Origin of the sequence: Paenarthrobacter sp. NPDC089307 (genome assembly GCF_040685055.1) — a bacterium.
GTDB lineage: Bacteria > Actinomycetota > Actinomycetes > Actinomycetales > Micrococcaceae > Arthrobacter.
In genome coordinates this window covers 268,270-292,702 of sequence record NZ_JBFBHE010000001.1, presented here as the reverse complement: position 1 = coordinate 292,702, position 24,433 = coordinate 268,270, and the positions used below count along the sequence as shown (strand labels likewise).

At 59.5% G+C, this 24,433-nt stretch carries 22 protein-coding genes; 17 read left to right on the top strand and 5 right to left on the bottom strand.

All coding sequences use genetic code 11. The features are described from left to right. The first annotated feature begins 5 nt into the window (after nucleotides 1–5). Nucleotides 6–1,052 (top strand): methionine synthase, encoded by a 1,047-nt coding sequence (locus tag AB0N72_RS01360; RefSeq protein ID WP_363931485.1) that lies wholly within the window; start codon nucleotides 6–8, stop codon nucleotides 1,050–1,052. A 2-nt stretch (nucleotides 1,053–1,054) separates the two neighbouring features. Beyond that, nucleotides 1,055–1,627, top strand: coding sequence for a flavin reductase family protein (locus AB0N72_RS01355; protein WP_363931484.1), 573 nt, complete (start codon nucleotides 1,055–1,057; stop codon nucleotides 1,625–1,627). Between the two features lie 861 nt (nucleotides 1,628–2,488). Here AB0N72_RS01355 and AB0N72_RS01350 read toward each other — a convergent pair. Then, nucleotides 2,489–2,659 carry a helix-turn-helix domain-containing protein gene (locus tag AB0N72_RS01350; protein ID WP_363931483.1) on the bottom strand — a complete coding sequence of 57 codons (171 nt, stop codon included), beginning with the start codon at nucleotides 2,657–2,659 and terminating at the stop codon, nucleotides 2,489–2,491. A 92-nt stretch (nucleotides 2,660–2,751) separates the two neighbouring features. Here AB0N72_RS01350 and AB0N72_RS01345 point away from each other — a divergent pair, with 92 nt between their 5' ends. Continuing rightward, nucleotides 2,752–3,084, top strand: coding sequence for a helix-turn-helix transcriptional regulator (locus AB0N72_RS01345; RefSeq protein WP_363931482.1), 333 nt, complete (start codon nucleotides 2,752–2,754; stop codon nucleotides 3,082–3,084). Next, a complete protein-coding gene (locus AB0N72_RS01340) occupies nucleotides 3,081–3,737 on the top strand; it encodes a hypothetical protein (protein ID WP_363931481.1) in 657 nt (218 codons plus the stop codon). The genes AB0N72_RS01345 and AB0N72_RS01340 overlap by 4 nt, the downstream gene beginning before the upstream one ends. 149 nt (nucleotides 3,738–3,886) lie before the next feature. Here the strand turns inward: AB0N72_RS01340 and AB0N72_RS01335 are convergent, their stop codons facing one another. Then, nucleotides 3,887–4,516 carry a beta/gamma crystallin domain-containing protein gene (locus tag AB0N72_RS01335; RefSeq protein ID WP_363931480.1) on the bottom strand — a complete coding sequence of 210 codons (630 nt, stop codon included), beginning with the start codon at nucleotides 4,514–4,516 and terminating at the stop codon, nucleotides 3,887–3,889. Between the two features lie 1,337 nt (nucleotides 4,517–5,853). Here AB0N72_RS01335 and AB0N72_RS01330 point away from each other — a divergent pair. From AB0N72_RS01330 to AB0N72_RS01310, 5 genes are all read left to right on the top strand, one after another. Continuing rightward, nucleotides 5,854–6,207 carry a beta/gamma crystallin domain-containing protein gene (locus AB0N72_RS01330; RefSeq protein WP_363931478.1) on the top strand — a complete coding sequence of 118 codons (354 nt, stop codon included), beginning with the start codon at nucleotides 5,854–5,856 and terminating at the stop codon, nucleotides 6,205–6,207. 88 nt (nucleotides 6,208–6,295) lie between these two features. Further along, nucleotides 6,296–7,261, top strand: a complete 966-nt coding sequence (locus AB0N72_RS01325) for a hypothetical protein (protein WP_363931477.1) — start codon at nucleotides 6,296–6,298, stop codon at nucleotides 7,259–7,261. 64 nt (nucleotides 7,262–7,325) lie between these two features. Further along, nucleotides 7,326–8,600: a hypothetical protein gene (locus AB0N72_RS01320; protein WP_363931476.1), complete on the top strand. Its 1,275-nt coding sequence runs from the start codon at nucleotides 7,326–7,328 to the stop codon at nucleotides 8,598–8,600. After that, on the top strand, nucleotides 8,581–9,300 hold the full coding sequence (locus AB0N72_RS01315) for an ABC transporter ATP-binding protein (protein WP_364081150.1): 720 nt from the start codon (nucleotides 8,581–8,583) through the stop codon (nucleotides 9,298–9,300). Before AB0N72_RS01320 ends, AB0N72_RS01315 begins: the two co-directional genes overlap by 20 nt. Continuing rightward, nucleotides 9,278–10,576, top strand: a complete 1,299-nt coding sequence (locus AB0N72_RS01310; protein ID WP_363931475.1) for an ABC transporter permease — start codon at nucleotides 9,278–9,280, stop codon at nucleotides 10,574–10,576. The genes AB0N72_RS01315 and AB0N72_RS01310 overlap by 23 nt, the downstream gene beginning before the upstream one ends. An 887-nt stretch (nucleotides 10,577–11,463) precedes the next feature. Here the strand turns inward: AB0N72_RS01310 and AB0N72_RS01305 are convergent. Beyond that, nucleotides 11,464–11,814, bottom strand: coding sequence for a hypothetical protein (locus tag AB0N72_RS01305; protein WP_363931474.1), 351 nt, complete (start codon nucleotides 11,812–11,814; stop codon nucleotides 11,464–11,466). Nucleotides 11,815–12,642: 828 nt separating this feature from the next. After that, nucleotides 12,643–13,386, bottom strand: a complete 744-nt coding sequence (locus tag AB0N72_RS01300) for a GAF and ANTAR domain-containing protein (RefSeq protein WP_363931473.1) — start codon at nucleotides 13,384–13,386, stop codon at nucleotides 12,643–12,645. A 623-nt stretch (nucleotides 13,387–14,009) separates the two neighbouring features. Here AB0N72_RS01300 and AB0N72_RS01295 point away from each other — a divergent pair. The 6 genes from AB0N72_RS01295 to AB0N72_RS01270 all read left to right on the top strand — a co-directional run bounded on the left by AB0N72_RS01295 (nucleotide 14,010) and on the right by AB0N72_RS01270 (nucleotide 19,709). Then, nucleotides 14,010–15,197 (top strand): glutamate--cysteine ligase, encoded by a 1,188-nt coding sequence (locus AB0N72_RS01295; protein WP_363931472.1) that lies wholly within the window; start codon nucleotides 14,010–14,012, stop codon nucleotides 15,195–15,197. Between the two features lie 12 nt (nucleotides 15,198–15,209). Next, nucleotides 15,210–16,595: a M20/M25/M40 family metallo-hydrolase gene (locus AB0N72_RS01290; RefSeq protein WP_363931471.1), complete on the top strand. Its 1,386-nt coding sequence runs from the start codon at nucleotides 15,210–15,212 to the stop codon at nucleotides 16,593–16,595. Between the two features lie 137 nt (nucleotides 16,596–16,732). Next, on the top strand, nucleotides 16,733–17,200 hold the full coding sequence (locus AB0N72_RS01285) for a DUF4383 domain-containing protein (protein ID WP_363931470.1): 468 nt from the start codon (nucleotides 16,733–16,735) through the stop codon (nucleotides 17,198–17,200). Nucleotides 17,201–17,860: 660 nt separating this feature from the next. Further along, nucleotides 17,861–18,595 (top strand): GAF and ANTAR domain-containing protein, encoded by a 735-nt coding sequence (locus tag AB0N72_RS01280; RefSeq protein WP_363931469.1) that lies wholly within the window; start codon nucleotides 17,861–17,863, stop codon nucleotides 18,593–18,595. Nucleotides 18,596–18,681: 86 nt separating this feature from the next. Beyond that, a complete protein-coding gene (locus tag AB0N72_RS01275) occupies nucleotides 18,682–19,398 on the top strand; it encodes a GAF and ANTAR domain-containing protein (RefSeq protein WP_363931468.1) in 717 nt (238 codons plus the stop codon). 8 nt (nucleotides 19,399–19,406) lie between these two features. Further along, nucleotides 19,407–19,709 carry a hypothetical protein gene (locus AB0N72_RS01270; RefSeq protein ID WP_363931467.1) on the top strand — a complete coding sequence of 101 codons (303 nt, stop codon included), beginning with the start codon at nucleotides 19,407–19,409 and terminating at the stop codon, nucleotides 19,707–19,709. A 532-nt stretch (nucleotides 19,710–20,241) separates the two neighbouring features. Here the strand turns inward: AB0N72_RS01270 and AB0N72_RS01265 are convergent. Further along, the gene (locus AB0N72_RS01265) at nucleotides 20,242–21,750 is read right to left on the bottom strand and encodes a PucR family transcriptional regulator ligand-binding domain-containing protein (protein ID WP_363931466.1); all 1,509 of its coding nucleotides are present in this window, start codon (nucleotides 21,748–21,750) and stop codon (nucleotides 20,242–20,244) included. Nucleotides 21,751–21,932: 182 nt separating this feature from the next. On the opposite strand from AB0N72_RS01265, the gene AB0N72_RS01260 reads away from it, so the two are divergent. Both AB0N72_RS01260 and AB0N72_RS01255 read left to right on the top strand, forming a co-directional pair. After that, complete coding sequence (locus tag AB0N72_RS01260) at nucleotides 21,933–23,534, top strand: cytosine permease (RefSeq protein ID WP_363931465.1); 1,602 nt, start codon at nucleotides 21,933–21,935, stop codon at nucleotides 23,532–23,534. 60 nt (nucleotides 23,535–23,594) lie between these two features. After that, nucleotides 23,595–24,374 (top strand): creatininase, encoded by a 780-nt coding sequence (locus AB0N72_RS01255; RefSeq protein WP_363931464.1) that lies wholly within the window; start codon nucleotides 23,595–23,597, stop codon nucleotides 24,372–24,374. Nucleotides 24,375–24,433 lie beyond the last annotated feature (59 nt).

Sequence of the window (24,433 nt, the reverse complement as noted above, 5' to 3'; positions counted from 1 at the left end):
CAATCATGAACACACTTTTGCCCACCACCGTTGTCGGAAGCCTGCCCAAACCATCGTGGCTCGCCCAGCCGGAGACCCTATGGTCCCCGTGGAAGCTTGAGGGAGATGCCCTGCTCGAGGGCAAGCAGGATGCGCTGCGCATCGCCATCCACGAGCAGAGCCGACGCGGCATCGATATCGTCAGCGACGGCGAGCAAACCCGCCAGCACTTCGTCACGACCTTCATCGAGCACCTCAGCGGGGTCGACTTTGAACAGCGCAAGACCGTGCGCATCCGCGATCGCTACGACGCCAGCGTGCCGACCGTCGTCGGACCGGTGCGCCGCGAGCGGCCAGTATTCGTCGAAGACGCAAAGTTCCTCCGCGCAACCACCGACCGGCCGATCAAATGGACTCTTCCCGGTCCTATGACCATGGTGGACACGCTCTACGATGACCACTATAAGAGCCGCGAGAAGCTGGCCTGGGAGTTCGCTGCGATCCTGAACCAGGAGGCGAAGGAGCTGGAAGCGGCCGGCGTGGACATCATCCAGTTCGACGAGCCCGCGTTCAATGTCTTCCTCGACGAGGTCAAGGACTGGGGCGTGGCCGCGCTTGAGAGAGCGGCGGAAGGGCTGCGTGCGGAGACGGCCGTGCACATCTGCTACGGCTACGGGATCAAGGCGAATAATGACTGGAAGGCGACGCTCGGCTCACAGTGGCGGCAGTACGAGGAAACGTTTCCGCTGCTTCAGAGCTCCAGCATCGACATCATCTCGCTGGAATCCCAGAACTCCCACGTGCCCATGGACCTCATCGAGCTTCTCCGTGGCAAGAAAGTCATGCTCGGGGCAATCGACGTCGCAAGCGAGACCATCGAGACCCCGGAGGACGTCGCCAACACCCTCCGCAAGGCCCTGCAGTTCGTCGACGCGGACAAGCTCATCGCAAGCTCCAACTGCGGCATGGCGCCGTTCCCCCGGGATGTCGCACTGGCGAAGCTGAGTGCTCTCAGCGCCGGGACGAACATCATTCGCGAGGAACTCGCCCGCTCCGCCCCCAAGGTGTCATAACGATGTTTCACGCCTACCCCACAGACACTTGGCTCGAGGCTCCGAATCAAAGCTTCCCGACTTCCCTCTCGGCCGACGAATTCAAGGCACTGTTCCGAGGCCATCCGGGAGGTGTCGCCGTCATTACGGCCGACGCCGGCGAAGGACCGGTGGCGCTGACGGTATCGTCGGTCGTGTCTGTGAGTGCGGAACCTCCGTTGCTGATTTTCTCGGTATCGGCATTGTCCTCTGCGTCGGAGGTGCTTTCGCGCGCAGAAACCGTCGTCGTGCACCTGCTGGACGCGCACGACGTCGACTTGGCGAAGTTTGGAGCGACGCCCGGCGCCGACCGCTTTGACCAGACGCACCGCTGGTCGACCCTTGCAACCGGTGAAGCTGTGTATGACGATGCCCGCGCTTGGGTGCGCTGCGCCGTCATCAATCGCATGGAGGTAGGGACCTCCACCATCATCGCCGTTCACGCCCTGGAGTCCCGCGTAATGCGTGATGTCCAAGCCGGCGAACCCGGCGACGCCCTGGTCTACCACAACCGTTCATGGCACCGTCTGGGCGAGCATTCCAAGCTTGACGGCTGAGGGCCGCGCCAACAAATGCGCGGCAGGAAGCCAAACTGCTCACGACGGCGGGAGGTAACTCCCGCCGTCGTCCTCGTTAACATCGGAGCGTCTTAACGGCGCCGTACTGGCGATCGATGAGTTCCATCAGGACTCCATGGACACCGAAGCGAAACGCTCGGCGCGATAACCACGTATCAAAGAGGGCCGGAGGCCGACCCGCAAATCAAACAGTCCATAGCGGCCGGCCAGACGCTATTCGGGCCGATGAGTCAGAGGCACTTGTCGAGCGTTGTACACGAGCTAAAGCAAAACCCCTCCGAAGAGCGATCATGCCGCGCCCGAGGTGGGACTCGAACGCGATTCCCGGCCTTGCCATTACTGGGATCCCGCGGAAACATGTGGAATCCGGGACAGTCCGAGGCGAAAAGTGTGGACATTGTGCACACTCCCCTTCTGCCCTCCCTGCGCAAAACTATCCTCCCCGAAGGAGGCGGGACAGTACGAACCGCTAGAAAACATTCGTTGCATGCGCAAGCCCGCACGGTGTAGCCGCAGCCCCGTGGCTAACGAAACGCAAATTGTCCTAGCGTCAGGGCCTAGGGTCTAATCATGAACTTGCCGTGCAGGCTGGGAGCCGTACGAGCTCTATCGCTAGGACTCGACCCTGCTGACATATTCCATCGCTGAGTTAGCTTCTCCAACATCAGGATCGGCACTCGTTGGCAGGTAAAGATCTCTCACAAAGGCTTCGAACGCCTCAGCACTGAGCTGCTCCAAAGGCAACACGCCGGGCATTGGTTGACCAGCTGTAGTCGTAGGTGAATCGTACTCTCCATTAGCCCGAACGGTGGCAAGGTCAAGATGGAGAACTTGGCTCAGCTAGGGCAATTGACGCGCACGTGGGCGCGACGCGCCTCGTTCCCAAGTGCTGATCGCTTGCTGCCCAAGGCCGCGCTCGCGCGCTACGGCCTTACGATCGAGACCTGATGCCTCGCGAGCCCTGCCCAACAGCGCCCCCAAGGCAGCGCCCCCAAGGTTAATATCGCACACCACCGAGCATTGCACCCATCTCCCCACATGAACCCGCTGCTGACTCCGGGGGTCCAATTTGACTTCTAAGTCTATATAGCTAGATTAGGGTGATGGAGACTCTGGGACGCGTCACACCCGCCACCGCGCTTGTCCTGGAGGCTTTGTTGTCAGCGGACAGAGTATGGGGCCTGCAAATCGTGAAAGACACGGCTAAGAAGCCGGGCACGGTTTACCCCATCCTGGAGCGCCTTGAATTGGCGGGCTGGGTTGAGGGGGAATGGGAAGAGGAGGACGGCCGCAAGGGGCCTCGTCGCCGGTATTACCGACTCAGGTTAGACGCCCGCCCGCTGGCTCACGCCTATGTCAGGCAGGTTCAGTCGCGACTTCCTTCCGTTCCGCGACCATCCCCGGCGCTGCCCCAGTATGCAGGAGGCCGGGCGTGAAGCCTGCAGTAGCCGCCCTGGCGATGTGCGTCGCGTTGACGCCAGCAAGACTTCGCGCTATTCGCGAAGAGCAGTGGAGGGCGGACCTCAGGGACGGACCAGGGATGGGTATTTCTTCGACTGCGGTGTTAGTCGGCATCGTTTGTGCGTCGGTAAAGTGCCGTCTCAACGATTTGTCACGGCGCGGCAGCATGGCACTGTCGCGCCTTACTAAGGGGGAAGACATGAAATTGATATTAGGTGTCGTGGGCGCTGCCGCAGTCCTGGCTGCCGCCGTGGTCGTCGGTGTTCAAGCCAACGCCGCGAGTCGGCAGGATGATTCCTTGATGGTTAAAGCACCCATGGAGGATCGGGTGCTAGGCGGATACGAAGGGTGGTGGACCTCGACTCCGGTCGCCGGAAACTCCGCCGATCTGCCTCGGGAGACGGTGGCCGTTAATACCACAAGCGGTGAAATTGTTGACGTCTTCAACCGCGCCAAGAGTGCTGCTGGACAGGAAATGTCGGTTTCAGACGTGGAGTTCGTCGTTGTTCCGGACGCGGCGTGGCCAAAGCAGTCGGTGGTGATCATCGATACAGCTTCAGGAAAAGTCATTGAGGATTTCCTGGTAGATGAGAAGGGCTTCCCCATCATTTCGGATGGCGACCAGTAAGCCTTTCGCAAACCTACTTACGTTCCAACCAAGCCATCAGTCTCGTGGCACTTGTCGGGAAGCACGTCGGACAGAAGGCACAAAAACGCAGGACTTTGACGGCGGTCAAAGTCCTGCGTTCGTTCATTCCTCGGCAAAGGACGGAATGCCTAGTAGATGGATACACCTGTTACAGTAACGGCACCACTAAAGTAAAAGCACGTTGTCCTCGGTGTTACCGGACCCCGCCTCGGGCTGGTGTAGTAGTTGCCATCAGAAGCCTGATACGTAACGTTTCCATTATTGTTCCCCGGGCACAGTGCCGTGATTCCCGGCATGTAGAAGCTCATGCTTCCTGCGTTCGCGAAGCACCACTCTTTTTTATCCGCGCCGCGAACGATGCTGTAGAAGTCCACGTTGTTGCAGATCGGGTTAGTAATCCGCTTCTGGGGTTGGGTAGCAGCTTCGCGCTTGATCGTCTTCACCTCTGCGGCAGTGGCTGCCGGATAAAACTTCTTGACCTCGCCCAGGCTCGCCCCACGAAGGACAAAGTCCTTTACGCTGTACAGACTCCGGACCTCGTCGTCGGAGAGCTTGTGACTGTTTTCTGGGGTAATCACTTGGCCGCCGTCGATCTTCTGACCCGCTGCGGATTCGCCGAGGTAGGCAATATTGCCGGACGTCGTGCCTCCGACGTACGAAGTGTTGCCGGACGAGGCGTTCGCCGCTCCTACTCCGCTGCCGGCCAGCGCTGACAGAACAATTGTCAGAACGACAGCCGACTTGCTTAGAAATCGCATAAATCCCCCATTTGAGTTATTTTAAAATAATGCCCGTGCGAAGTTGATCATCTTGATGTTCAAGAAGACATTTGCAGTGTGGTCCCAATGTGACGACTGTTGATGAATCAGGCAAATGTCACTGCGCACATTTGTTTGCAGTCACAACGTATTGGATACGCTACTAGTAACTGCACCTGATGAAGATGGGCTGCCTGTCAGTGCCACTAAGTGCAGATAGCAGAATCTGAATGTGACCGAATGTCAGGCGTCCTGATAACTGCCGGCACGATCGATTCCGTCATGCGGCATCGACACCTTGAAGTCATGCATTGAAAGTCCCCCAGATCTTGACCCGTGTGATCAGTAAAGAAAAAAATAACACGATTAGACGAACCGAACGAAATTTTATGGGTACGGCGTGTTTGGAGCTATTACTTGCGCGCCCACTAGTAACCGCCCGACCGAGTTGAACGCCTTGAAGCGTCAGGCGAGCCGACTGGATGACAGCCCACCGGTATTTCCAAGCGGTCCTGGCCTCCGCGAGCCTTGGTTGCGTTGACACTGTGAAGGCTCAAGCCACTGAACTTCTTAATCGGGCAGCGGACTCCACCCTTGCTATGACCGATCCCGCTGCGCGGCAAGGACAATACCCGAACATCCGGCAGCACTGAACGGGCGCACCGGCACGGCTACCGACAGAATAGAGAACGAGGTGAGGACCGATGCCATCCTGGACCCAGAAAGCCAGCCCTTACTCCGCATGGGCGCCGTCGACGAAACAGGAAACTCCACATCCCCGCCGGCACGGCAACCGCCTGGACAGCGACCCGAACGTTAGCCGTAGAAGCTACGGCCAACGGCCTTTGTGAACTGGAGCACTCGCGACAGATCTGCCATGGCAGATTCAGTGGCAAACGGGGCGGTCCACCCGAACCAACGCAGGACCTGTTCGCTGAAACGCTCAGGGTGTGATGTCATGCCAAGTTACTCGAATGGGACGTCAAACTCAGGTCGCCCACAACCAAGAGACAAGCATTGTAGTTACACAGACTCGTCGAGCTATGCCAGCGCCGTGAAGGTAAGACGCTAATCGAATGGTATTCACGTGGATATCGCTCGCATCAGTTAACAGCCGCCGAAATGCGGCCAGAGAGTAGCACAAGGAATAGAAAAATTCATGTCAAACCGAACGCGCAGACGGACCTTACTTGGCGAATCGCCTCTAGAAAAATGTAGTATCTTAGTATTGGTTTGCACTTGATGCGATCGAATCCCTTTGGGGGGGAGAGTTCTTCAGCTGTACGAGGAACACTGCAAGGGAGCGGACCTAATTTTAATTAGTCCAAAATGATCGGTTGATTATGAAAATAAGTAGAACCATTAAAACACTCGGCGCAGGGCTGGCAGTTGCCGCTTCCGCCGTATTGTTCACCGCACCGGGTGCTCAGGCGGCCAACATGGTGACGCCGTGCAACAGCAACGCGTACTACCAAACCATTAAGACCAATGGCGAAGCGTTTTGCTTTGCCAACTATGGCGATGTGTACGTGACAGTGCTGAACACAATCACCCTTTCGACGGGAAACAACTCGGGCATGGTGACTTACAAGTCGAGCATTACACCCGAGACCACCTCACCCCTGCGTCCCAAATGGTGGCGCGGTAGTTTTGGTGGAGCCGTGAACGTCATCACCGTTCACATCCGCTAGAGGCAAGTTCCAGGGCGATGCCCAATGGCATCGCCCTGGAACCAAGTCGTTCACCGGACAATACTGGAAGGTTGTCTCCCAGATTCTCATGAAGCTCAGTTTCATTCTCAAGACTTCAATCACCATTTCTGTCCTCGGGCTGGCAGCCTGCTCCAATGCCCCGAGCGTCACAGGAACCAGCACACCACAGGCTAGCAGGCCCTACAGCCAGCCTTCGACGAAGGTCGACGAAAATGATCCGTATAACGGCTATCTAAGTAAAGAGCTGCTAAACATAAACTCATCTCTTACTGAACTGCAATTCAAATGCTATTCTTCAAATGGCTACCCTGAATTCCTTGAGGTTCTTCCGGATCAGAAAGCCGATGATTTCCGAACGCTGGCTGAGACGCCTGACTTTTCCTCCACGTTCAACTCGTATGGCGAAATGCCGTGGCGTGCCTCCGCTGAAGAAGCCAGAATGCGTGGGTTTGGACACGATCTGACGCCACTCGTTCGCTCTGTGGTGGTCATGGATGCGGCGTTTTCTGCTGTTCAACAGGATTGCCATGGTTGGGCTGTGAAGAAGATCGGTGGAGACCCATCCCTGATCCGCAACTACACAACTCTCGGCAACACACTCGCGAGTGAGCTCAACGCTGCTGCCGAAAAGATGAGGCCCGCCCTCAACGATCGCGTCTTTGCCTGCATGTCCGAAAAGGGAACACCTGTCGACAAGAACGGACCCAACAAGAACCCGGTCTGGCAGGTCGATTTCCAGATTCCTACTGGTAACGCATCCGAACCTCCTTGGCCCGATTTAACTAAGGGCGGCAGCGTGGTTATCAACCCGGGGCGACCCGGCACAGCGTACATGCCTACTTCCGAGGAGTCACGCGCCGCTGAGGTGATGTACCAATGCTCCGTCGATATAGGGGCGCAACGTGAGTGGCAGCAAACTTTGACGGAGGCCAAAGCTTCAGCAATAGCTGCCCAAGAAGGGCAATTGTCCGAGTTGAACCCTTTGATCAAAGAGCTAGCAAAGTCGGCCGCAGCGGCAACTCAACAGAGTTAGCGCATCAGCTGGCCATATGAGCAGCACTGGCAGATGTGCCGGGGTTGTAGGTCTGGAGTAGTACATGAGCACCAATGAGCCCGAGTTTGAATCAATTGATTCGACCGCTGACTGCGGGAACCGTTCGCCGCGTCCCATCGTGCCAAAAAATAGTCGTCGTAGGACTATCCTCTGGATGGGCTTCAGTGGCCTACTTATCGCTCTAGTAGTTGCGGTGGCACTGATCGCATTGCCACTACTCAAGTCGCCGGCTCAAATCGCTGCTGATGCGGCGCCTCCACCTGCGGAACCTGTCACGGCGGTCGTGGAAAAGCGATCCTTGACCTCGCAGGTTGTCATGCGTGGCGTTCTGGCGCCGGGTCCGAGTTTCGCATTCAAGCCCTCAGATGCATTGATTGAGAAGGCTCCTGTTGTGACGGCGACTCCGCTCAGCATCGGAAGCCGATTCGGCGTCGGTGCTGTAGTTCTTGAAACAAACGGGGAGCCACTCATTGCAATGAACTGGCCGTTCCCGGCCTATCGCGACATCGAAGCAGGCAACATCGGGCCGGACGTAGCGCAGCTACAGCTTTCTCTTGCAGCCCTTGGGTATTCAACTAGTCAAAGTTCAGTGTTTGACGTTGTGACACAGAGGGGTCTTACGAAGTTCTACACAGACCTCGGCTACGAAGTTCCAAGAAAAGCACCTGCGTCCAGGAGCGGTCTTTCTGATGCAGGACCAGCGGCTGGAAGCGGGGCACCGGTTGTTGACGTTGTTTACCTCCCGGCTCGGAACGTTGCCGCTGTTCCAAAATCAGAGAATGTCCTGACGAGCCTCTCGGTAGGCATCGGAACCAAGATCATGGCAGCTGATGCCCCACTAATGACACTGGACGGTGGAAGCAATATCGTGACCGCGTCGACCTCACCCGAAAGAGCTGCGACACTGAAAGTTGGTGACAAGGCACAATTGACCAGCGTCGACGGCAGCACAATGATCCAGATGGAAGTCCAGTCGATAGGCACGGAACCTGGCGAAATAGCGGGGCTGGGAACCGGTGTACGGATTGACCTCAGGTTTGTCGACAGTTCGTCCGTACCGCCAGTAGGGGCGGCTGGTTCGACGCAAAAAGTTACCGTTACTACAGGTGGTGAGCTGGCACCGGTTCTGGTAATCCCGATTACGGCCGTCTACTCCAACGCCAATGGGACCAGTTACGTTATCCCTGCCGCCAGACCTGACGACACGATAGCGGTCAGCGTGGGTACTAACGTCGACGGTTGGGTCAAGGTCATCCCAACAGATCCCTCGCAGTTAGGTGAAGGGGACCGAATTGTAGTTGGGCGAACCTTTGAATAGGGGCCAAACCGAAGTCCCGTTAATCGAGCTGACCGGCCTGTCCAAAACGTACGCTGGCGTCGTCCCTGTCGTGGCGCTGAGCCCGACCAGTCTCCGCATCTATGAGGGAGACCAGATAGCGATCGTCGGGCCATCAGGATCTGGAAAGTCCACGCTGCTCAACGTGTTGGGGTTGTTAGACGCTCCGACAATGGGCAGTTACAAGCTGCAAGGCGTCGAGGTGGCGGTCGAAGACGACCTCATTAGGGGAACAGTCCGGGGGCAGAGGTTTGGATTCGTATTTCAAGCATTCCATCTCTTAGCAGGGCGCACACTCGCTGAAAACGTCGAGTTAGGCATGGTGTACTCAAATGTTAAACCGAAAGAGCGCATAGATCGGGCCACCAGGGCCTTAGAACGTTTGGGCCTCGGACATAGAGCACACGCCGATCCGAGGCACCTTTCTGGCGGTGAACGTCAACGAGCGGCAATCGCACGAGCTATTGCCACAGAGCCACGCGTCCTGTTCTGCGACGAGCCAACCGGCAATCTAGACAGCAAGAACACAGGATTGGTGATGGACCTCCTTGACGGATTGAACGAATCTGGGCTCACAATCGTCATGGTGACACACGACCAGCATCTAGCGCAGCAGATGAAGCGTTGCGTCACCGTCCGGGACGGAATCATCAGCGAAAATGAATCGCTTCGACATGTCTAACTGGCACCCAAGAAACCAACTCGCAAAGCGAAATTCACGGCGACTTAGGGCAGCAAGTCTGGGCCTAACACCGACACGCCTCACCTTTCGAGATCTCGTGGTCGAATCCTGGCGTTCTGTCAGCCGCAATTATTCGAGATCCCTCCTAACGGCCATCGGCACCCTACTCGGCTGCGCTGCCTTCGTCGCAACTCTTGGAATCACAGGCACGGCGAGCAACCAGGTTTCTGCAGCATTTGACGTCAGACGCGCCACGGAGGTTACAGTCGTGGCCGACACTGCAGCCGGTTCCAAGGAAGAAAGCGTCCAGCAAGCGGACACTTGGTTCTCACCATCGGCCGTCACTGAAATTCGCAACCTTAGCGGCGTGGAACACGCGGGCAGGATCATGTCAGCGAGTGCCATCGACGTCAATCGCTTTTTCGTAGAACAGAGTCAGCCTGTCCCTGTAGAAATGTACGCAATGGATGAAGGGGCCCTCGCCGCGGTCGCTCCCCACCTGCTCAAGGGGCGGCCGTTCGACTCCGGGCATGAGGCGAGAGCGGACGCTGTAATCATGCTCTCAAAGGCCGTGGCTCAGAAGATCGGTGTCACGCAAACAGGAGCCGCTGTATTCATCAACGATCTCGGATACACAGTCATTGGTATCTACAGCGATACAGAGAGAATTCCAGCTCTTGCCGGCGGAGCAATCATTCCGGTTTCCAGCTTCCAAAAAAACGCCGTCTCCGGGGACCAAGTCCCGAAACGGCAGATACTAATCGAAACCGTCGCTGGGGCTGCTGCCCAAGTTGGAGAACAGGTCCCTTACGCGGTAACTCCGAACAACCCTAAACTTCTGCAAATTGCAGCTCCACCGGACCCCAAGACACTCCGGCAGGAGATTGAAGGGAGTGTGACTCAACTCAGCCTCATGGTCAGCCTGATCACGCTCGCAATCGGAGCCGTATCTATCGCTAACGCAACTGCCGCAAGCGTGGTTCTTCGAACTCCCGAAATTGGTTTGCGGCGAGCCCTCGGTGCGCGTAGGGGTGATATCTTCATGCAACTCTTAGGGGAAACAGTGGCCCTAGGCACGTTCGGCGGGCTCATAGGCTCGGCCCTTGGACTGATCACTACTATCGTTGTTTCGGCAATTAATCGATGGGTCCCCGTCTTAGATCCCGTTACTCTTCTGTTGTCCGTAGCCGCAGGAACGACGGCTGGTGTGCTCGCAGGCGCCTGGCCTGCGGCCAAAGCCACAACGGTCAGCCCAGCCCAGGCACTAGCTCGCTAAAGCAGGAAGCCGACATCGATATCAGACGTCGCTCTTGGTAGAGCCACCAATAGCAAAGCCCCCGTGCTGTCCGGCGCCAGGAGGATCGACCGGACATCATTGACACACCTTGCGGGGGCCCACACGGGGCAGGGGGTCATTCATGATCGCCACGCTGTCGCGGTGACTCCAGACATGGCTAGAACTGGGGTGAAAGATGTAAAACGACCGCACCGCCTGAATCCGCAGAGCGGCGGTCGGATTGGCAATCCTTGAGGCAGCGGGCTTCGGGTGCAGGACAGACACGCCAGGTGGCACCCCTGTCCTCAGCCAAGCTAGGAAGGCTCACATGTCCTCAAGCCGAAACTGCTCGCAAGACCGCCCGACCAGGACCAGGAAATCCCACCACAGCTGCAAGGACGCGACTTGACCGTGTTCAAAGAGTGTCCCGTTTGCCGCAAATGCTCCAAATAGAGCTCAATGAAATGCTATTCCGCGTCGATGTCCTTTGCTGGTCTGTCCGAGGTTTTGTGCAGGTCCCAGTGCGTAAAACCTCTACAGGCCGACACCACCACACGCCAACGTTCGCCTTCCCCTGGAAGGCGAGGCCGAAATGAGCCGCCCTTGATGCCCGTTGCGCCATTGCCTGGGCGGCCTCCGCTCGCGCTGCGGCCTCGGTGCTGGCGTCCGCCTTTGGTATGGCCACCACAGCGCTGACCAAGCCTGCAGCAACGGGCACAGTCACAGGGAGTGTAAGGGGAAGGCACACCAAGAGGTAGCCCTGCAACGACCAAAAACATCCAACATGACGATGATGGGACCCAGGCTAGCGGGCCGCAAAACCACTCCGCGGGTGTCCCACTTCCTTGGAAGTGGAACGATCAAAGAGGGGACGCTGGCCGGAACGTTCAGCCATTCCTGTCTTCGGAGATGGCTTCCAGGGCGAGGAGCATCGCGTTGGATTCCTCAACCGAGAAGCGCGTGACAATAGGCCACTCCCACCCGGCGCCGTAGTAATCATCGGTCACAGCAATACGAGCGATACGGATTGCCACTGGCAGGTCACTGAAGTCCAGACCTTCCCCGCTGTCCAGGGCATCGACAAGGCTGTGGCGCTTCGAGTGGAAGGCCGTGTTGTCCGCAAAGTCCAGCTTTCGAGCGAAATAGTCCGACGACGACGCTGGACCGCTCCATACACGGAGTGCCGTCAGCAGGAAATCGCATAGGTCATCGGCAGGGTTGGTCAGCACTCTGGTCACAGATAAAGCTAACCACGCTCTATAGAGGGGTGGCACTTCCTTGGAAGTGGAACACCCAAGAGTGGGCCACTGCCCAGCAGCTGATGGGAATCAGTTAGCGCAGGGAAGCTTGGACCAGATCTTGAGCGTGATGAATGAGCAGGGTAACTGTTGGCCCCAGTTCTCTTGAAGTGGGACACATTGAGAAGTAATGCTCGATGGCAGCGGCTTTTGGATCGAACCCTGGGGGCCAGACGAACGCCGCTACGTCTGCCTGAAGGACGAGAATCTTGTCATCTGGGCCTAAAACGCCGGCCACAGCCTGGCACGAACTCGCTTCCCTACCAGAGATCTTCTGGGTGTGGCTGGGCTACATGAAGCCTGCTGTATTTCATCTGCCCTAACTCGACCGCTCCCCGACTTGGGCGAGAAGAGACCTCTCTACTCTCCCGCCAGATTTCGGTAACTAAACACCGTGCAAACCCAACACGACCGACCTCAAGAAGCCGCCATCTCTAAGGAGGGTTCTTGGGGTCGGTCTGCCTCTCGCAGAGTCCAGTCAGGTCCAGAAACTGGTCTGTCGACAACCTGGTACTGCTGCAACGACGGGCGGACCTGTGTCTCCGCCCGTGAACACACAGGCTGAGCTAGCAACAGAACCTCGTCCCATTTCCTTGGAGCTGGGACACGGTCAAGAGTGGTACGCTCCCCAGATCATTAGTCGATGCAGAGAAACTTGGATTCGTTTTTGTCATCCTTGGCTGGTGAGGGCGCCAGATCCAACGACGAGGCCATGATCGGGAGAACCAAGGGCGCTGCACGCACCGGTTGGGTGCCACCAAGCTCTCCCTACTTCTCAAAGTGCGTCGTGGCAGGCCGGACCTTGTTCCCCGTTAGTCGGCCAATGATGCCCTCAGCGACATCGTGGAGTTTTTCGTTCCGGTTCTGGGATGCCTTCTGCAGGAACTCAAAGGCTTCCTCCTGGTTGCAGTGGTTTTGGACCATGATCACCCCGCAGGCCAGATCAATGGAGGTCCGTCGCTCCATGGCCGATGTGAGATCGTCGGCCAGCAGGTCAGCAGCTGCGATCCGCAGCGCAAGACGCAAGGCTTGGGCTGCAATCTCGGCGAATACCGTGGCTTCCTCGACGGCCTCTTCGGTAAACAAGCCGGTATCGGGGGCGAAGAAGTTCAGGGCAGCCGAGGCGTCCTTGCCTAGGTCCAAGGGCACCCCGAGAACGCTCCGGACACCGGCAAGGGCAAGGTCCTTGCAGTATTTGGGCCAACGCGGGTCAGCGCCAGTGTCGGCAAGAAGTACAGGTTTGGACGTTTCCAGCGCCGCTTGGACGGGGCCGTCACCGAGGGCTTGTTCGATGCCGTCAAGCAGGATTGCGTTATGGCTGCTTCCGGCGATGGTGAGCGCGCGTTTACGCCTCCACAACGTCACAGCACATTCGATGTGTGCCCCGGTAGCCCGGGACAGGGTGGTGGCCGCGTAGCCGGTCATGCCGTTCAGGAAGCCCTTGATATCCGTCGTTCCGGTAATGAGCTGGTGAAGGCGTTGGAAGTCTTCGTTCTGTTCCTCGGTGTCCACGCGCCCAATGGTAGAAGAAGAACCTCAAGACAGCTCCAGAAGCCCGGCAGCCGGACACTTTTGGCCCGAGACGAGAACGTGGCGCCTGTAGCTATTCGGGCTATAAATTAGCTGGTGCCTGTTCGATGGCGCGGTCCACCCTTGATTGGAACGCCTTCGAAACTTCCCTCCAACACTGCGACCGCTCTACCAGGACGTGATCGGTCCAGCATCACGCGACTATAGAGTATTGCGCGCCCAGAGCCGACCTTCAGCCCGGTACCAAGTGATCCTTTTCCTAAAAACTGGGGCACTTTTGGCAGGCGCACTCCCTCATCGCGACTTTGATTGTCAGCGTGCATCTCTTTCAGACGTCGCGGCCGGATGTGGGCATCGGCGTGACCGGTGTAGTTGTCCTCAGCAGCTCGCCAAGACGTGGAATTTCAACGGAACCCATGACGGACACTGGTGGCATGGGAGGGCAGGTCTTTTTTTGTCGGGGGCTATCGGCTGGAGCAAGCGCGGGTTACCCTGAGTTAATCAGCATCCTTATTATCGGGGTTGTTGATGGAGGCTCGTGCATAGGGTCGTTCGCCTATCGGCAACGCACTCTGCGGATGCCGCCACCTCCAAGGACGGTCGTCATGGACGTTTCGCTGAACAGCACACCCCGCAGGTCACGTCCCGGAAGGGCCCGGACTTTCGGAGTCGAAGAAGAATTCCTCCTGGTCCATCCGTCCTCTGGCAGAACAATGCCTGTTGCGGAGGAAGCCTTGATGCAGGCTTTGGACCTCCCGGCGTCGGCGTCAGCGTTGACTCTTGAAGTTAAACAGGAGCAGCTTGAAGCCGTTGGCCCGGTGTGTTCGACGTTGCAGGAGCTTGAGGCCTCCATCCGGGCTGGACGGTCTCTTGCCGATGCAGCTGCCGGCAAGGTCGGGGCCAGGGCGGCAGCGTTGGCAACCTGCCCGTTCGGTGGGCTTCCAACCCTTGTTCAGCAGCCCCGCTACATGGACATGGCCGCCCGGTTCGGCCTGACTCTTCGGGAGCAGCTCACGTGCGGCTTCCACGTACATGTTCAGATCACCTCAGCTGAGGAAGGCGTGGCTGTGCTTGACCGGATCCGTGTTTGGCTGCCGCTTCTACTGGCACTGAGTACCAATTCACCTTTCTGGCAGGGATCCGACAGTGACTATGCAAGTTTCCGCTATCAGGCGTGGAGCAGATGGCCGACGGCGGGACCTACCGAACGGTTCGGGTCCGAGGGCCAGTACCGGCGTTACGTTCAGTCGTTGCTGGCTTCCGGTGTGCTGGTGGATGAAGGGATGATCTATTTCGATGCGCGGCTCTCACGCAACCACCCCACGGTGGAGGTCCGCATTGCTGATGTCTGCATGGAGGCCTCTCATGCGGCGGTCATCGCTGCCATAGTCAGGACCCTCGTTGAACAGGCGGCGCTGGAATGGCGCGCAGGCATACCAGCGCCGCGGCTTTCTGCGGACCAGTTACGCCTGGCTTCGTGGAAGGCCAGTGAGTCCGGCGTCGACGGGATGCTCCTGCATCCCTTGCTGAACACGCCGTGCCCTGCGGAGGAAGCCTTTCAGACCCTCCAGACCCATATACGGCCGGTTTTGGCCGCCAACGGAGAAGAGCAACAAGTCACGGAGGCGATCAAGCAGATGTTGTTCTCAGGCACGGGCGCGCGGCGTCAGCGCGAAGTGATGAAGCAAACCGGTGACCTTGGCGCGGTGGTGAGGGACGCCGTCGACCGGACCCACGCTGCCGCCGATTCTGTTCGCGATAACCGACGGCATTCGTCCCTCGAATCGGCTTAAGGGGCGAAGCGAATGACCGACAACGAAAATGTCCGTTCGTATCTCGACGATCACAAGCCGCAGTTCATCGACCGTTTGTCGGAATGGGTGCAGATACCCTCAGTGGCCGGTGTTCCCGAGCGCAGGCATCACCTCACGCGTTCGGCCAACTGGCTGGCAGGAGAATTGCGGGATGCGGGGTTCCCGACCACCGAGATCTGGGAGGGCGCCGATGGGCCGGCCGTCTTTGCGCAGTGGTTGGGTGCCCCAGGGGCGCCCACGATCCTGATTTACAGTCACCACGACGTCCGCGCAGTCAAGGAAGAAAACTGGGATCAGACATCACCCTTCGTTCCTGTTCTTCGGGACGGACGCCTGTACGGGAGGGGCAGTTCGGATGCCAAGGGCCAGGTCATGGCCCACATCTGGGGGCTGAAAGCCCACCTGGCGGCCACGGGCTCCGATGCTCCGGCTGTAAACCTGAAGGTGATCGTCGAAGGTGAGGAAGAAGCCGGCTCGGGCGGTCTCGCGGCCATCATCAAGGCTCACCGTGCCCGCTTGAAAGCAGACGCGGTGATCTTCTCCGACACCCTTTTGTGGAAACCCGAGCATCCGGCGGTTTGCACCTCAATACGAGGGATGGTTCCGGTGCATTTCGAGGTTTACGGGCCGCTGGTGGATATCCACAGCGGTGCGGTGTCCGGCCCTGCGCCCAACCCTGCCCTGGAGATGAGCAGGATGCTCGCCGGACTCCACGACGGAAAGGGACGCATATCCTTCCCATCGTTTTACGACTCCGTGGAGTCAATCTCCCCCCAACGCCGCGAAGAGCTGGCTGCGCTTCCCTTCGATCCCCAGGAGTGGTTGGAACGCTCGCGGACCCGCAGCATCATGGCCGAAGCAGGATACTCAGTCCTTGAACAACTATGGGAGCGTCCCGCACTCGAAGTCATAGCCCTTGTAGCCGGCGATCCCGTTGGAGTGAAGCGGGCCACAGTGCCATCCATGGCCTCAGTGGACATCAGCATCCGCACGGTCGCAGGACAGACCGTTGCCGAAGTGGCATCCCAAGTCCGGCACTGGTTCGAGACAACAAAGAGCGATAGCTACGGCTACGAGTTATCCATTGACACCGAAACTGCGCAGGAACCGTACAGGACTCCCGAGAATCCTGTCCTTAATGCCCTGTCGAAAGCCATGGCGAAAGGCTTCGGTGTGGAGAAAGTCGGACGGATGGGCAATGCTGGCGGAGGCCCCGCGGAACTGCTGTCGAGGTCCTTGGACCTGCCCGTGGTGTTCTTCGGAACGGGATTGATTGAGGACAACTGGCACGACAGCGACGAAAGCGTCAGCGTGGAAATGCTCCACTCCGGAGCGGCCACTCTTGCCTTCCTCTGGGAGGCGCTTGGCAAGGCCTGACCTCCTTGTAAGCCATGAATGACGGCCCGGCACTCAAGCCACACCTATAGCCAAAAATAATAAGGCTGCTTACCATGTCCCCATGGCCATCGGTACCCACCCACGTTAACCATCAAGCCCTCAATAAAGGAGAAGAAATGACACCCACCAACAATCCGCCCCGGAGCCGCGCCACGATTCAACGAGCGGCCCAGATAGTCGGAGCCGTGTTCCTGCTCGTAGGGGTCTTGGGCTTCATCCCCGGGGTCACCTCCAACTACCAGAGCCTCTCATTCGCCGGCCACGCCTCGGACGCCCTCCTGCTGGGAGTCTTCCAGGTCTCGATACTTCACAACATCGTGCACCTGCTCTTCGGGGTCGCGGGCATCCTGATGTCACGCACCGCCGGCCAGGCCCGCAACTATCTTGTCGGTGGTGGCGTCATTTACCTGGCCCTATGGATCTACGGGCTGCTCATCGATCAGGAATCCCAAGCCAACTTCGTCCCGGTCAACAGCGCTGACAACTGGCTCCACCTGATCCTGGGCGTGGGCATGCTTGCCCTCGGCCTGGCGCTCAGCCGCCGGAGGTCCATCAAACCAACAGCGACCACCACCAAGCGCTAAGGCACAAATAACGACCGCACGACAGAAGGTCAGTTGGAAGCCGGCCTGGTGGCGACCCACCAATCACAGGCCTTAACTACCACGCAACCGGTCTCCTCCGCACCGAGGCGGGGACGATAAAGGCAGACATCACTGCAGCGCAGCCAGCATGAAAGATCTGGGGGCCCGCCTACTGCTTGACGGGCCACCGCCCAGAATGCCTGCGCTTACGCGAGACACTTATACAGTGACACCCATCACTCAAGATTCATGCCACCTGCTCTCAAGATCTCCTCAAGAAACGCATCGGCAGCTACGAGGCGTGAAGGGACTACTCCCACGGCAGGATCCGCACAATGTGGATTCGTCGCTGTGGCGGCGTTCTGTAATGGTTCGATGGCGCAATGGGCCTCTTTAGCGGTGTGCCTGTCTTTTTGGATTAAGCATCTGTGGGAGCGGCTCGTTTCACGGGAAGAAGGTCCGACCAACGAGGGACGGGACTAGGATCAGTAGTGGAAGCGCTAGGTTCCTGGCCTACGTGAATGTATGCAACTGGGTGATCGAAACCCGCTCCGGCGGCTGCATGATGTTGGTGTCATTGTGTTTGTTTTTTCTATTTTCGGGTAGGAAAGATGGACTGGAGAAGGCTGTACGGCAGGTGGCAGCAGACAGGGGGTTGCGGTGAACGGGGAATTGACAGACGCGCAGACCGACGTGCTGATCGATGTGCTGCTGGACAGTCCGGACATGACTGTTTTCCTGCAGCGGCTGATCCAGATCTCCAGCCGGGAGCTGGGCCACGTCCTCGGTGAGGGCCATTGCAGCGTGACCGTTTTGCGCGAACGCAAACCGGTAACAGTGTGCGCGAGTGATCCTGAGACCGCTGTCATGGACGAGGCGCAGTACGCATCCAGGCAAGGACCGTGCTTGGAAGCCATAGCCTCCGGGCAAATCGTGGAGGTCGTGGACTTCCGGACAGAACAACGTTGGCCCAGGTATACAAAATCCATGGCCAACAGTCCGATGCGTTCTGTCCTGGCCGTACCCATTGCGCTCCAATCCTCTGGTGGCGCAGCCCTTAACTGCTACAGCACGGATCCTGGACCGATTCCTGAACTGGCAAAGACGACGTTGCAGGAGTTCACCTCGGTAGCGGCACGGGCGGTGAGCCTGAGCGTGCGGCTGCAAACCCAGGCAGAGAAATCCGCGGATCTGGCGGCTGCGTTGGAGTCACGCACTGCCATCGATCTGGCCTCGGGTGTGATCATGGCCCAGACAGGCTGCAACCACAAGGAAGCAGTGGCGATTCTGATCAAAGCCTCGAGCAACCGCAACGTGAAACTCAGGGACGTTGCCCTCTCGATCCTAAAACGCTTTGACGGCGCGAAACCCGAAACGTATTTCGATTCACCCTAGTAGCGCTCACAAGGGAAGGAGCTGCTCCTCCCATCATCATCCGCGGTAGCCAAGGCTGTCCTTGGCACGATAGAGGCGAGAAAGCAATGAACAATTCCCTTCCACTGGCAAGTGAACTTGCTGCCTTGGCAGGACAAACGGCAGGCGGTTCCCTCACAGAGGAGAACGCCTCCAAAGCCGTGCAATCCCTGGCCTACGTTCTCAAAGACTCAGTCCCCACAGCCACAGGCGCCGGCGCGTCGATCATCAACGCCCGCGGCCGCCGTGAAAGCACAGGCGCAACCGACCCGGTAGTGCTGCAAGCCGACAAACTCCAATACCAGCTCGGGCAAGGGCCGTGCCTGAGCGCCTGGGCAGAGCAACGTGCCATCATCATCGAAGACACTTGGGAAGAGACTCGCTGGCCCGCATGGACGTCACAGCTCGCCGATCTTCCGCTGCGTTCGGTCCTCAGCGCCCCGCTGACCACCGAAGGCCGACGCATCGGCGCGATCAAGGTCTACTCCTCCTCCCCCGGAGCGTTCGATGATCACTCAGTGTTCCTGATCGAACGGCTCGCCACCCCCGCCGCTGTGATGCTCGGCAACGCCCGGGACAGGGAAGCCACGGCACGGATAAGCTCACAACTGGTTGAAGCCCTGTCCAACCGCGACCTTATTTCACGGGCCCAAGGTGTGCTCATGGAGCGGATGAACATCACAGCCCCTGAAGCGCTGTCTGTCATGCTCTCTGCCTCCAAAGGCGAAGACAAACCCTTGCATGAAGTAGCGCGGGAGATCGTCAACGGAATGACCAACCAATAGGAGATCCTGTGGAGTCGTTCGACGAACCAAACGGACAAGCACAAGCAACCCGGCAAGCCATGGAAGAAGCCGGCCTTCGGCTCAACGCCGTCTGGATGCGCTACTTCAGCTTCACCGGAGAAGCCGGCGAGTACGAACTCGATGCCTACCTCAACGGATCATTGGAACTCCCCGCCCACGAACGCGACCTCATCTCCCATGCCGTCAACGAACTGATCAAGGAACTCCCACCCCGGCGCATGGCGCCCTACAGCAAGAACCGCACCGGGCCCCACCAGGACCAGGACTCATCAAAGGACAACCCCTCCTAGCGTCCACAGCGCCACCGGGTCCATTGCCTCCTCTGCCGCCAGGACGCTGGTTGTCAGTACAGGTGGCAGCGAAGTTCGCATCGAGCAGCACCGTGGTCTGCGGGCCCATCCGTCTGGGTGATGTGGGCCTCGTGCGCCGCTGCATCGGCGTCGGTTTCGATCCTTTGGATCGATGCGCCCGATTGGGCAGCCTTCACCGCGGCCTCGACCTTGGCCGCGGCGTCTCCGGTCAGGATCTCTCTTCAGTTTTGCCGTTGGCTCGATGCGGTCCACGGGGTGCTGAGCCTTAACCGGTCCGATATCCAGCGGACCTAGCGTAGCCAACACTTCCGACTACCCTCCCAAAAGTGTCTCGTGAACGATCGTTAGCGGAGGCTTCTTTGCTTTAGGTTTGGGTTTGGACGACTTCACAAGCCACTTCATGTCTCTGGTTGGGATGGAACCGAATACGTTTGACCTGGCCCTGGCTCGCTTTGACCTTTCGAACAGCCGACCCGCCCGGTACGCTCAGCACAACCTCCGTTGCGAGCTCTCAGGCACGGGCGCCGTCGCTTAGCCGGGCGTTTCCCCGCACGAGCTTGACGGCAAACGCCAGCGCACCAAGCCTGCCGGTTCCGCGCGGATCGCCGCCCAGGACCTCGAAGATCCGGGCGAGCCGTTTATGGAGGCTTTGCCGCTCAAGGAAGAGGACCCGGGCTGCCTCCGCCGTATTGCAACCCTCGGTGATCCATACGTCGAGGGTCCGCACAAGCTCGCCTCCGCGCCGCTGCTCAAGTTCCATCAGCGGCCCCAGGGTCTCCTCGACGAAGGCATCTACGGCATGGCGCGGCAGCTCCCGCTCGGCGAAACGCTCCACTACGAAGTCAGCACTGTCGTAGACGGCGTGCTCCCATTTCGATGCGCGTCCGAGCCGCAGGGTGGTCCGCGCTTCGATGAGCGATCGTGACGCCCCACGGATCGACGGTTCCGTCGGACCAATCGCGCCGAGAGCCCTATTACCCGCAAGCGATTCGCGGAGCGTGCCGATCAGCTCCTGCCTGGCGACGACATTGCTGCCGCGATCGAACGCCACGAGGGCGATCAAGAGATCGCCGTGAGCGTGGAGGCGGACGTGGCCGCCTTTGGCGCGAAGTGCGCGCTCGGCCTCTGGCGCGGGACGTCCAGAGTCCCGCGACCGGAAAATGGCGACTGCGACAGGGACGTCGGGCGGTAGCCCTGCGGCCTCGGATAGTTCGTGGAGCTGGTCTCCCCCTCCCCCGGCCACGATCATCCGCATTAGCGCGTCATCGGCCATTCTGGCGAGGCTTGGCCGGTGTCGTTGCGACAGGGCAAGCGCCACGATGCCGCGGATACGTTGGGCCACGGTCTCAAGGAGATCCCTGTCTTCCGAAGTGGAGCAAATCTCAAGCCTGGCGATGTCGATGCCGCCGACGTTCAAGTCGACGCTAAGTGACGGCGGATGGGCGCGGTCCGGCTCGACACCGGCTGATTCCATCACCACCCCTCGCGGGTCGATCACGGCGACCGAGGCATCCAGGGCGTTCGCCGTGAGCTCAAGGATCGGAAGGAGTGGGGAGCCGCCCGCAGCCATCCGCTCTGCGAGCTGCTGCGAGAGGGCGTCGGCGATTTGGAGGGCCTCGACTTGCCGCGAGACGATACGGCGGTTCACCCATTCGGCGACCTCGACAAATGGCACAACGTTCCGCAGTTCCACGAGGGGGAGTCCAGCATCCTCGGCTGCGGCGAGCACATCGCTGGGAATGCTCCGGCCGCCGGCTGTTTCGAAGGCGACGCACGCGACCCCGCGCTCTGAGAGGCTACGGATGTACTCGAGCTGCGCGCCTTCGCGCAGGGCCAGGAAATTCTGGCCGCCTACCAACAGCAACTCTCCGCCCCGGAGCAGCGGTGCAATCTGCACGACCTCGCTTGAGTGCACCCAGCGCACCATCCGCCGGGCAATCACCTGCCGTCCAGCCAGGATCACCGGTTGGCCGGGCAGGAGGGCCTCGCTCGCCAGGACTTCGCTGAGGGGAACTGCCATGACGTTCTTCCTTTCCCATTGCTCATACATGTAACGCACATCTCGTAACGGCGACATTATGTATCCCCGCTGAGCATTTGCAGGTGACAGAGTGAGTCTACTTGCTGCGCGCATCCAGCCCTAAAGTGGAAGAAGCCGGCTACTCGCTTCCCCCCAGCGAAAACAAGAGAAAGTAGTCTCACATGAGCCTTCGTCCTCAGAGCCATTCTGAGAATGCCACCCACCTCGTCGAGGATGTGCTGCAGCCTGTTCCAGAGTCGGCCCGCACCACAAAACTCTCCGGGCAGTTCTGGATCTGGGCAGGGGCCAACGTTGCCCCCATCAACTGGATCCTTGGCGCCCTCGGCATCAACATGGGCCTCGGCCTCGCAGACACCATGACCGTACTGGTCCTTGGCAATATCATCGGCATGGTCGGATTCGGTTTCTTCGTGCTCCTCGGCCAGAAGACCGGGGCGACCGGCATGCTGCTGGCCCGCGGCGCCTTCGGCCGTCGCGGCGCCTACATCCCAGCCGCCATCCAGGCGATCGTCGCCGTCGGCTGGTCCGCAGTAAACACCTGGGTCATCCTCGACCTGGTCATGGCCCTCTTCGGGATGATCGGCTGGGTGGACCCCGCACAGGAAAACCTGGCATGGAAGATCTGCGTCGCGGCAGTCATCATGAGCATCCAAGTGGCCATCTGCTACCGCGGCTACGGCGCGATCGCCAAATTCGAGCGCATCACCATGCCACCGACCCTCCTGGTCCTCGTGGCAATGTCCATCGTGGCCTGGACCCAGCTGCCCATCGACTGGAGCTACGCAGGCCCTGCCGGCGCCGTTCTCAGCGGCGGAGAGCGCCTCGCCGCAATGTCCGGCATCATGACCGCGATCGGCATCGGATGGGGCATTGGGTGGTTCACCTACGCTCCGGACTACTCCCGCTTCGTATCCAAAGGCATCGCACCGCGCAAGCTCTACCTCACCTCGGTCCTTGGCCAGTTCCTGCCAGTCATCTGGCTCGGCCTCCTTGGTGCAAGCCTGGCGACCATGAACGGCACGGCCGACCCCGGTGAGCTGATCGTGAAGAGTTTCGGAGCCATGGCCATCCCGGTCATCCTGCTCGTAATCCATGGTCCGATCGCCACCAACATCATCAATCTCTATACCTTCGGCGTGGCCACCCAGGCCCTCGACATCAAGATGTCGCGCAAGAAGATCTCGATCATCGTCGGCGGCTTCTCGATGTGCGCCGTGATCCTCTTCCTCTTCGCGGAGGACTTCGCAACCCTCCTGGACAGTTGGGTCATCGCAATCGCTGCCTGGGTCGCCACGTGGGGCGGCATCATGGCAGTCCATTACTTCGTCTTTGAACGCCGGCACAAGAACTTTGAATATCTGTTCCTGAACCCGCGCGACAGCCGGCTAAAGGCCGTCAACCCGCGTGCGCTCGTCGCGTTCGCAGCAGGCCTGGTCATGACATGGCTGTTCATGTACGGTGCCCTGCCGATCTTCCAGGGCCCCATTGCCACGGCCATGGGCGGCGTGGACCTCTCCTGGCTGGCCGGCTCGCTCACCTCGGGGGCGCTGTACTTCGCCCTCGCCTATCCCCGGTTCCGTAACCGCGTCCACCAGGGCGTGCCGCTCGGCATCAAGGAAGGAATCGACGACCAGGAGTACCTGGATGCGCACGGTGACGCGACCGTTGGTGACACAGCGGACGACGGCGGGAGGCCGGCGTCGCCCGTCCGGCCGCCCGTCAGCGGGGTCGCCTCCGCAACAAGCAACATCACCACTCCCTGATCCTCACCCCACCTTGGCGGCGGGGTATGAACCCCCGCCGCCCCAATTCCCAGGAGAACCATGCCCAGAAGCGTCTACATGGAAGAACTCGACGCGTTCACCTACCGCGACGCAATCGCTGACGGCGCTCCGATTGTCATTCCAGTCGGCTCGATCGAGCAGCACGGACCACATCTGCCCCTAAACACCGACGTCCTCCTCGCAAAGGCCATGGGCGCGCACCTCGCCGGGGCCGTTGGGGGGCTCGTCGCCGCTCCGATTTTGTACGGGTACAAATCGCAGCAGCGCTCCGGCGGCGGCAACCACCTCGGCGGCACCACGAGCCTGGACGCGGCGACTTTGATCTCGATCGCCCGGACGCTCACCCTCGAATTCGCACGGCATGGCGCACGCCGTCTGGTGTTCCTCAACGGCCACTTCGAGAACTACCAGTTCCTGTACGAAGGGGTTGAGCAGGCCACGACGGAGCTGGCACTGCGTGGCCAGGACGTGGCCGCCATCCTGCTCTCCTACTGGGACTTCGTCGACGAAGGCACCATAGAGGAGATCTACCAGGGCACATTCCCGGGGTGGGACGTTGAGCACGGAGGCGTCCTTGAGACCTCCCTCATGCTCCACCTTCACCCGGAGCTCGTTCGCCTGGAGCGGGTCATGGACGCGCCTGCCGCCCAGCTTCCCCGTTACGACATGCTGCCGGTCCGGGCAGAGCTCACGCCCGAGTCGGGCTGCCTTTCTTCGGCCAAGGCTGCCAGCGAATCCGCTGGACAGCTGTTGCTGGCCCGGACTTCCAAGGCACTCGCAGAGGCGATCGGCCCGGAACTCGCTTCACGGTTGGGCTAACCGTAACCGCTCCCCCTTCAAACCATCCTTCCAACCACACAACATCCTCTGAAAAGGAG